The 9,942-nt window shown below is 59.2% G+C and carries 7 protein-coding genes, 1 tRNA gene and 2 pseudogenes; 9 read left to right on the top strand and 1 reads right to left on the bottom strand.

The features are described from left to right. Positions 1–68: 68 nt before the first annotated feature. Positions 69–603: pseudogene (locus I8N66_RS29255) on the bottom strand (GrpB family protein). Positions 604–856: 253 nt separating this feature from the next. Here I8N66_RS29255 and I8N66_RS29250 point away from each other — a divergent pair. The 9 genes and pseudogenes from I8N66_RS29250 to I8N66_RS29210 all read left to right on the top strand — a co-directional run. Continuing rightward, positions 857–932, top strand: a tRNA-Trp gene (locus I8N66_RS29250). A 195-nt stretch (positions 933–1,127) separates the two neighbouring features. Further along, a complete protein-coding gene (gene secE / locus I8N66_RS29245) occupies positions 1,128–1,328 on the top strand; it encodes a preprotein translocase subunit SecE (RefSeq protein ID WP_113541259.1) in 201 nt (66 codons plus the stop codon). Positions 1,329–1,344: 16 nt separating this feature from the next. Beyond that, entirely contained in the window at positions 1,345–1,875 is a 531-nt protein-coding gene (gene nusG / locus I8N66_RS29240) for a transcription termination/antitermination protein NusG (RefSeq protein WP_034795476.1), read from the top strand. A gap of 208 nt (positions 1,876–2,083) precedes the next feature. Next, positions 2,084–2,515, top strand: coding sequence for a 50S ribosomal protein L11 (gene rplK / locus I8N66_RS29235; RefSeq protein WP_043626293.1), 432 nt, complete (start codon positions 2,084–2,086; stop codon positions 2,513–2,515). A 4-nt stretch (positions 2,516–2,519) separates the two neighbouring features. Further along, positions 2,520–3,218: a 50S ribosomal protein L1 gene (rplA, locus tag I8N66_RS29230; RefSeq protein ID WP_043626296.1), complete on the top strand. Its 699-nt coding sequence runs from the start codon at positions 2,520–2,522 to the stop codon at positions 3,216–3,218. A 329-nt stretch (positions 3,219–3,547) separates the two neighbouring features. Then, entirely contained in the window at positions 3,548–4,066 is a 519-nt protein-coding gene (rplJ, locus tag I8N66_RS29225; RefSeq protein ID WP_034795485.1) for a 50S ribosomal protein L10, read from the top strand. Between the two features lie 58 nt (positions 4,067–4,124). After that, the gene (gene rplL, locus I8N66_RS29220; RefSeq protein ID WP_113541260.1) at positions 4,125–4,502 is read left to right on the top strand and encodes a 50S ribosomal protein L7/L12; all 378 of its coding nucleotides are present in this window, start codon (positions 4,125–4,127) and stop codon (positions 4,500–4,502) included. A 267-nt stretch (positions 4,503–4,769) separates the two neighbouring features. Next, positions 4,770–8,909: a DNA-directed RNA polymerase subunit beta gene (gene rpoB / locus I8N66_RS29215; RefSeq protein WP_113541261.1), complete on the top strand. Its 4,140-nt coding sequence runs from the start codon at positions 4,770–4,772 to the stop codon at positions 8,907–8,909. 183 nt (positions 8,910–9,092) lie between these two features. Further along, positions 9,093–9,942 (top strand): annotated as a pseudogene (locus I8N66_RS29210) (DNA-directed RNA polymerase subunit beta'); the annotation flags it as partial.

Raw genomic sequence — 9,942 nt, 5'->3', positions numbered from 1 at the left:
GCGAAGGCGGCCGTACCGTCGGCGCAGGCATCGTTGCCTCCATCGTCGAGTAATCTGCTGATTAAGAGTCAGTAGGAAGGCCCCGCCGGCGACGGCGGGGCCTTTTTCGTTGGGCAAGTCGCCAGCACCGCGTTGATGAAGGCGCGCTTGCCGCCAGCGTAATAATCCCAATCGCTTCCGGCCTCCGTGGCGAGCCGTCTTTTCAACGCCTCATATTGCGCCGCATAGTCCGGCCTTTCCCGTAACCGGTTCCGGAAGAGCAGGCGATCCGCATGGGCGGCGTTGTCGTCTCCGCAGAGGTAGAGCCGCGAGCCATAGGGAAGCGTTGCCGTCGTAAACGTCCGTAGGCCGCTTGCGCGCGGGTCGCCGTGAAAGGTGTAGCCCGCGTTGCAGGCGAGCGCTGAGCTTCGGCAACGCCCCTACGTCCACCATCACCGCATCGATATCGATCTTCGGCTTTGCTGCCAGTCCGGGTATCGCCGTGCTGCCGATGTGATGGACCTCGCGGACGAAAGGCGAGAGCAGGGCGGTGATGGAAAGCGCCCGCTCATCAAAGAGTGACGGCCAGAAGGGATCATATTCGACCAGTGTGACGCGCGACATGCGAATCGAGTTCGGTGAGGGGGCTTCTGGCAGGATAGCGAATGGCCACAGCGCTGCGACCATTTCTGAGTGGCGAGGCAATGACTTGCCCTTCTTTGTGGGGCGCTCCAGCCGGCAGGGCAGGGGATAGATGCAATTGAATGCGGATTTTTTAGGATCGGCGTTGAAAGGTGCTTGTCATCCTCCGGCAAACTGAATATGAAGCCGCTGACTTGAGGCGGCGACACGTTGTTGAACGAGGACGCAACCGAATAGGGGTATAGCTCAGATGGTAGAGCGGCGGTCTCCAAAACCGCAGGTCGGGGGTTCGAGCCCCTCTGCCCCTGCCATTCTTCTCAGGCTTTCAAAAACTGAGGGTTCGGCAGAGTAAGTTTAAGGACCGGTTATACTGTCGACGAAATTCACAGAAAAGACTGATTGGCTCTTGTAGTTTTTGGAATCGGTCTTTATGTAGGGTCCAAACAGACACGCGGTGCGTGGGGCTGAATCATCGGCTTTACGCGCCGTAATGGCGTGAGCATTACATGGCATCCAAAACGAATCCGGTAACGTTTCTGCAGCAGGTTCGCTCTGAGACGTCGAAAGTGACTTGGCCTTCCCGGCGCGAGACGATGATCTCGACGCTGATGGTTTTTGTCATGGTCTTTTTTGCCGCCGCCTTCTTCTTTGCTGCGGACCAGTTGATGGGTTGGCTGATCGGCCTCATCCTCAACGTTGGCGCTTGATTGGGTGGAGGGTAGCATGGCTGCGCGCTGGTATATAGTTCACGCCTATTCGAACTTCGAAAAGAAGGTCGCCGAATCGATCGAGGAAAAGGCCAAGCAGAAGGGTCTCGAGCATCTGTTCGAGAAGATTCTCGTGCCGACCGAGAAGGTTGTCGAAGTGCGTCGCGGCCGCAAGGTCGACGCCGAGCGCAAGTTCTTCCCGGGCTACGTTCTGGTTCGCGCCAATCTGACGGATGAGGCCTTCCACCTTATCAAGAACACGCCGAAGGTGACGGGTTTCCTCGGGACGGACAGCAAGCCGGTTCCGATTCCGGACCATGAGGCTGAGCGCATCCTTGGTCAGGTCCAGGATGGCGTCGAGCGTCCGAAGCCTTCGGTTTCGTTCGAGATCGGCGAACAGGTTCGCGTTTCGGATGGTCCGTTCGCCTCGTTCAACGGCGTCGTTCAGGATGTCGACGAAGAGCGTTCGCGCCTCAAGGTCGAAGTTTCGATCTTCGGTCGCGCGACCCCGGTCGAGCTGGAATACGGTCAGGTCGAGAAGGTCTGATAAGGCCTTAAAAGGATAGGGTGGGTTTCGGCCCATTCTGGCGGAGAAATCCGCATGCGCGTGGAAGGAGGCCGGCCTTAGCCGGGTCGGATGTTCCGCACCACGCAACCGCAGCCGCCGGTCCCAGTGATCGGCACAAGCCGGGCAACCGGCGCAATTGATCCTCGGAGCGATCCGTCGCAAGGGGATTTCAGAAAGGCAGAGAGAAATGGCTAAGAAAGTTGCAGGCCAGCTCAAGCTGCAGGTGAAGGCTGGGTCGGCCAATCCGTCCCCGCCGATCGGTCCTGCGCTCGGTCAGCGTGGCATTAACATCATGGAATTCTGCAAGGCGTTCAATGCCGCCACGCAGGAAATGGAAAAGGGTATGCCGATTCCGGTCGTCATCACCTATTACCAGGACAAGTCCTTCACCTTCGTCATGAAGCAGCCGCCGGTCAGCTACTTCCTGAAGAAGGAAGCAAAGATCCAGTCCGGTTCGAAGACCCCCGGTAAGGGCGGTTCGGCTGGCAAGCTCACCAAGGCTCAGATCAAGTCGATCGCCGAAGCCAAGATGAAGGATCTCAATGCTGCCGATATCGAAGGCGCAATGGCCATGATCGAGGGCTCTGCCCGCGCTATGGGCCTGGAAGTGGTAGGCTAAGACCATGGCGAAGATTGCAAAGCGAGTACAGAAGTCCCGCGAGGGCGTTGACCCGACGAAGATCTACGGCCTCACCGAAGCCGTCTCGATGGTCAAGGAACGCGCAACTGCCAAGTTCGACGAAACCATCGAAGTTGCGATGAACCTCGGCGTTGACCCGCGCCACGCCGACCAGATGGTCCGCGGCGTTGTCAACCTGCCGAATGGCACCGGCCGCTCGGTTCGCGTCGCCGTTTTCGCACGTGGCGCCAAGGCTGACGAAGCCAAGGCTGCTGGTGCTGACGTCGTTGGCGCAGAAGAGCTCGTCGAAATCGTCCAGGGCGGCAAGATCGATTTCGATCGCTGCATCGCGACCCCGGACATGATGCCGCTCGTCGGCCGCCTCGGTAAGGTTCTCGGCCCGCGCGGCATGATGCCGAACCCGAAGGTCGGCACGGTTACGATGGATGTCGCTGGTGCCGTTAAGGCTTCCAAGGGCGGCGCCGTTGAATTCCGCGTCGAGAAGGCCGGTATCGTTCACGCTGGCATCGGCAAGGCGTCCTTCGACGCCAAGGCACTGGAAGAAAACATCCGTGCTTTCGCTGACGCCGTGGTCAAGGCGAAGCCGACCGGTGCCAAGGGCAACTACGTCAAGCGCGTCGCAATTTCGTCGACCATGGGCCCGGGTCTCAAGATCGACCCCGCCACGCTCAGCGTCGCCTAATGAATTTCGGGCTTCGGCCCGAGACTGAATTCCCGGCCTTTCGGGGCCGGGAATCCGGGCGTCAAGTCCGGAATTCCTGTCCGAGATTGCGGGTGGTTTTACCTTAATCACTTCGGCCTGCATGAGACGGGTAAGATCTGAATTTCACTATGACGCCGGAGGCGTCGAAATTCGGTTCGAACCTCGCTTGCCTTGTGTCAGACCCGGCTCTTCCGGGAACGCCAAGGGACAGGATCCTTAAGCGTTATCAGGGATCGAGCTCGATCTCGGGTGACAAAGGCAAACCCGGCAGGGCTGCATTTTGCAACCCTGCCTACTGGAGACAGACAGTGGAAAGAGCGGAAAAACGCGAATTCGTCACGGAGCTGAACGAAGTCTTCAAGGCTTCCGGTTCGGTTGTCGTGGCCCACTATGCTGGTGTCACAGTTGCGCAGATGAACGACTTCCGTTCGAAAATGCGCGCTGCTGGCGGCACCGTCAAAGTCGCGAAAAACCGCCTGGCCAAGATCGCTCTTCAGGGCACCGAGTCGGAAGGGATGACCAATCTCTTCAAGGGTCAGACGCTGATCGCATACAGCGAAGACCCGATCACGGCTCCTAAGGTTGTCATGGATTTCGCCAAGACCAACGACAAGCTCGTTGTTCTCGGTGGCGCCATGGGCACGACCACGCTCAACGCCGAAGCAGTCAAGTCGCTTGCGACCCTGCCTTCGCTCGACGAGCTGCGCGCAAAGCTGCTGGGCCTTCTCAATGCCCCGGCAACCCGCGTCGCAACGGTTGTTCAGGCACCGGCAAGCCAGCTTGCTCGCGTGTTCTCGGCCTATGCCAAGAAGGACGAAGCCGCCTAAGGCGGATTTTCGCTGTTGTATTTAAAACCAGTTCGAACCGAACAAAAGGAAAAGTAAAATGGCTGATCTCGCAAAGATCGTTGAAGACCTCTCCTCGCTGACCGTTCTGGAAGCCGCTGAGCTTTCCAAGCTGCTCGAAGAGAAGTGGGGCGTTTCGGCTGCTGCTCCGGTAGCTGTCGCTGCTGCTGGCGGCGCTGCTGCTCCGGCTGCTGCTGAAGAAGAAAAGACCGAGTTTGACGTTATCCTCGTTGACGCTGGCGCCAACAAGATCAACGTCATCAAGGAAGTCCGCGCTATCACCGGCCTCGGCCTCAAGGAAGCCAAGGACCTGGTCGAAGGCGCTCCGAAGCCGGTCAAGGAAGCTGTTTCCAAGGCTGAAGCTGCTGACCTCAAGAAGAAGCTCGAAGAAGCTGGCGCCAAGGTTGACGTCAAGTAATTCGGCTACATGCAAGGGGAGGTGGCCTTTTCAGGCCGCCTCTCTTTGACCGTTTTTAGAACATATTACCCAAAAGCCTGTCGAAAAACGGCTTTTGGGTAATGGGTTCTTCAAGAGGATGGTCTCGAACGGAAGGCAGCACAGCAATCCGCGCTGAGCGTTTTCCGTGAGTTGGACGAGATTGAACTACTCATTGATTGACGGGGTCGACTGGCCATCGGTTCCCGTCCGTTGCAGGCCCGGATGCAAGATTGACAAGGAGCGACGATGGCTCAGACCCTTTCGTTTAACGGTCGCAGGCGCGTACGCAAGTTTTTTGGTAAAATTCCAGAAGTCGCAGAAATGCCGAACCTCATCGAGGTTCAAAAGGCATCCTACGACCAGTTTCTGATGGTTGAAGAGCCCAAGGGCGGTCGCCCTGATGAAGGGCTTCAAGCTGTTTTCAAGTCGGTTTTTCCGATCAAGGATTTCTCGGGCGCATCGATGCTTGAGTTCGTTTCGTACGAATTCGAGCCGCCGAAGTTCGACGTCGAAGAATGCCGTCAGCGCGATCTGACCTACGCAGCGCCGCTCAAGGTGACGCTGCGCCTCATCGTGTTCGATATCGACGAGGATACCGGCGCAAAGTCGATCAAGGACATCAAGGAACAGAACGTCTACATGGGCGACATGCCGCTCATGACTGACAACGGTACGTTCATCGTCAACGGCACCGAGCGCGTCATCGTTTCGCAGATGCACCGTTCGCCGGGCGTGTTCTTCGACCACGACAAGGGCAAGAGCCATTCGTCGGGCAAGCTGCTCTTTGCAGCCCGCGTCATTCCTTACCGTGGTTCCTGGCTCGACATCGAGTTTGACGCCAAGGACATCGTGCACGCCCGTATCGACCGCCGCCGCAAGATTCCGGTGTCGTCGCTTCTGATGGCGCTCGGCATGGACGGCGAGGAAATCCTCGACACCTTCTACACGAAGTCGCTCTACCAGCGCGACGGCGAAGGCTGGCGCGTGCCGTTCCAGCCTGATGCCCTGAAGGGTCAGAAGGCCATCACTGAGATGGTTGACGCCGATACCGGCGAAGTCGTCGTCGAGGCCGGCAAGAAGCTGACCCCGCGTCTGCTTCGTCAGCTGCAGGACAAGGGTCTGAAGGCGCTCAAGGCGACCAATGACGATCTCTATGGCAACTATCTTGCCGAAGACGTCGTCAACTTCGCGACCGGCGAGATCTACCTCGAAGCCGGCGACGAGATCGACGAGAAGACGCTTCCGCTCATTCTCTCGGCTGGTTTTGACGAGATCCCGGTTCTCGACATCGACCACATCAATGTCGGCGCCTACATCCGCAACACGCTTGCAGCCGACAAGAACGAGAACCGTCAGGACGCCCTGTTCGACATCTACCGCGTCATGCGTCCGGGTGAGCCGCCGACCATGGATTCCGCGGAAGCCATGTTCAACACGCTGTTCTTCGATGCCGAGCGCTACGACCTTTCGGCCGTTGGTCGCGTCAAGATGAACATGCGCCTCGACCTCGAGGTCGCCGACACCGTGCGCATCCTGCGCAAGGAAGACATCCTGGCTGTCGTCAAGATGCTCGTCGAGCTGCGCGACGGCAAGGGCGAGATCGACGACATCGACAACCTCGGCAACCGCCGTGTTCGTTCTGTCGGCGAGCTCATGGAGAACCAGTACCGTCTCGGCCTGCTCCGCATGGAGCGCGCGATCAAGGAACGTATGTCCTCGATCGAAATCGACACGGTCATGCCGCAGGATCTGATCAACGCGAAGCCGGCAGCTGCCGCCGTTCGCGAGTTCTTCGGATCCTCGCAGCTGTCGCAGTTCATGGACCAGGTAAACCCGCTTTCGGAAATCACCCACAAGCGCCGTCTGTCGGCTCTTGGCCCGGGTGGTCTGACCCGCGAGCGTGCTGGCTTCGAAGTCCGCGACGTTCACCCGACCCACTACGGTCGTATTTGCCCGATCGAAACGCCGGAAGGCCCGAACATCGGTCTGATCAACTCGCTTGCAACCTTCGCCCGCGTCAACAAGTACGGCTTCATCGAGAGCCCGTACCGCAAGATCGTCGACGGCAAGGTGACGAACGACGTCGTCTATCTCTCGGCGATGGAAGAAGCGAAGTACCATGTGGCGCAGGCAAACTCGACGCTGAACGAAGACAACTCGTTCTCTGAAGAGTTCGTCGTTTGCCGTCACTCCGGTGAAGTTATGCTGGCGCCGCGCGACAACATCAACCTGATGGACGTTTCGCCGAAGCAGCTCGTTTCGGTCGCGGCCGCGCTCATCCCGTTCCTTGAGAACGACGACGCCAACCGCGCACTGATGGGCTCGAACATGCAGCGTCAGGCCGTGCCGCTGCTGCGCGCCGAAGCTCCGTTCGTCGGTACCGGTATGGAGCCGGTCGTTGCCCGCGATTCCGGCGCTGCGATTGCAGCCCGTCGTGGCGGTGTCGTCGACCAGGTTGACGCGACCCGTATCGTTATCCGCGCGACCGAAGACCTCGATCCGTCGAAGTCGGGCGTCGATATCTATCGTCTGCAGAAGTTCCAGCGTTCGAACCAGAACACCTGCGTCAATCAGCGCCCGCTGGTGACCGTCGGTGACGTCCTGAACAAGGGCGACATCATCGCTGACGGTCCGTCGACCGACCTTGGTGACCTGGCTCTCGGCCGCAACGCGCTCGTCGCGTTCATGCCCTGGAACGGCTACAACTACGAAGACTCGATCCTGCTCTCCGAGCGGATCGTGCGCGACGACGTGTTCACCTCCATCCACATCGAAGAATTCGAAGTGATGGCGCGTGACACCAAGCTGGGTCCGGAAGAAATCACCCGCGACATTCCGAACGTTTCGGAAGAAGCGCTGCGCAACCTCGACGAAGCCGGTATCGTCTATATCGGTGCTGAGGTTCAGCCGGGTGACATCCTCGTCGGCAAGATCACGCCGAAGGGCGAAAGCCCGATGACGCCGGAAGAAAAGCTTCTGCGCGCCATCTTCGGTGAAAAGGCCTCCGACGTTCGCGACACCTCGATGCGCATGCCCCCGGGCACCTTCGGTACCGTCGTCGAAGTTCGCGTCTTCAACCGCCACGGCGTTGAGAAGGACGAGCGTGCGATGGCAATCGAGCGCGAGGAAATCGAACGCCTCGCCAAGGACCGCGACGACGAACAGGCGATCCTCGATCGTAACGTCTACGCACGTCTCGTCGATATGCTGCGTGGCCACACGGCCGTTGCCGGCCCGAAGGGCTTCAAGAAGGGCACCGAGCTTTCGAACCTGGTCGTCAGCGAATACCCCCGCTCGCAGTGGTGGATGTTCGCCGTCGAAGACGAAAAGGCTCAGGGCGAAATCGAAGCTCTGCGGGCCCAGTACGACGAATCCAAGTCGCGCCTTGAACAGCGCTTCATGGACAAGGTCGAGAAGGTCCAGCGCGGCGACGAAATGCCTCCGGGCGTCATGAAGATGGTCAAGGTCTTCGTCGCTGTTAAGCGCAAGATCCAGCCGGGCGACAAGATGGCCGGCCGTCACGGCAACAAGGGTGTCGTGTCGCGTATCGTGCCGATCGAAGACATGCCGTTCCTCGAAGACGGCACGCATGTCGACGTCGTTCTGAACCCGCTCGGCGTGCCTTCGCGCATGAACGTCGGCCAGATCCTCGAAACCCATCTTGGCTGGGCTTGCGCCGGCATGGGCAAGAAGATCGGTGCGATGCTCGACGCATACAAGGCAGGTGCCGATATCCAGCCGCTGCGCGATACCATCGACAGCGTCATCGGGTCGGGCCCGAAGGGTGAGCCGATCAAGCAATACGACGATGAATCGATCGTACGGCTTGCCGAGCAGACCCGTCGCGGCGTTTCGATCGCAACGCCGGTCTTTGACGGTGCTGTCGAGGCCGACGTCAACGAGATGCTGGAGCAGGCGGGTCTGAAGGTGACCGGTCAGTCGACGCTTTATGATGGCCGTACCGGTGATCAGTTCGACCGTCAGGTGACCGTGGGCTACATCTACATGCTGAAGCTCAACCACCTCGTCGACGACAAGATCCACGCTCGTTCGATCGGTCCGTACTCGCTCGTCACCCAGCAGCCGCTGGGCGGCAAGGCGCAGTTCGGCGGTCAGCGCTTCGGGGAAATGGAAGTCTGGGCGCTGGAAGCGTACGGGGCAGCCTACACCCTGCAGGAAATGCTGACGGTCAAGTCGGACGACGTTGCGGGTCGTACCAAGGTCTACGAAGCGATCGTCCGTGGCGACGACACCTTCGAGGCGGGCATTCCGGAGAGCTTCAACGTTCTCGTCAAGGAAATGCGCTCGCTGGGCCTCTCGGTCGAACTCGAAAACTCGAAGGTCGACGAAGCTGGCGCGACGCAACTGCCGGACGCAGCCGAGTAAGACGATCCATGGTGCGTGCCGCGATGCGGCGCGCACCGTTTCCGCCTGAAGACGCTGGCGTCTTCGGCAGGAACAGAGCCGCAGCCAATGCGGTTTTAGCTGTTTATGGGGCAGGGGCCGGCGCCCGGGATTTGTCGGCACCCTCGCCAAGCTCAGGGCGTAAAGCCCGTAAAGGAGACAGGCATGAACCAAGAGGTCATGAATCTTTTCAATCCGCAGGTGCCTGCACAGACCTTCGATTCCATCCGGATTTCGATCGCCTCGCCGGAGAAGATTCTTTCCTGGTCTTACGGTGAGATCAAGAAGCCGGAGACGATCAACTACCGCACGTTCAAGCCGGAACGCGACGGTCTGTTCTGCGCGCGCATCTTTGGCCCGATCAAGGACTACGAGTGCCTGTGCGGCAAGTACAAGCGCATGAAGTACAAGGGCATCATCTGCGAAAAGTGCGGCGTCGAAGTCACGCTGTCGCGCGTTCGACGTGAGCGCATGGGCCACATCGAGCTCGCCGCTCCCGTTGCCCACATCTGGTTCCTGAAGTCGCTGCCGAGCCGCATTTCGACGCTGCTCGACATGACGCTGAAGGATGTCGAGCGCGTTCTGTACTTCGAAAACTACATCGTCACCGAGCCTGGTCTGACGTCGCTGAAGGAAAACCAGCTCCTCAGCGAAGAAGACTACATGCTCGCCGTCGACGAGTTCGGCGAAGATCAGTTCACCGCGATGATCGGTGCTGAAGCGATCTATGAAATGCTCGCTTCGATGAATCTCGAAAAGATCGCCGGCGATCTGCGTGCGGAACTGGCCGAGACGACCTCGGATCTGAAGCAGAAGAAGCTGATGAAGCGGCTGAAGATCGTCGAGAATTTCATGGAGTCCGGCAACCGTCCGGAATGGATGATCATGAAGGTCGTTCCGGTGATCCCGCCGGATCTGCGTCCGCTCGTCCCGCTCGACGGCGGCCGTTTCGCGACGTCGGATCTGAACGATCTCTATCGCCGCGTCATCAACCGTAACAACCGTCTGAAGCGCC

Origin of the sequence: Ensifer sp. SSB1, from assembly GCF_016652895.1 — a bacterium.
Lineage (GTDB): Bacteria > Pseudomonadota > Alphaproteobacteria > Rhizobiales > Rhizobiaceae > Ensifer.
The sequence above is the reverse complement of the archived record's forward strand: the minus strand, read 5'-3'. Positions and strand labels throughout refer to the sequence as shown.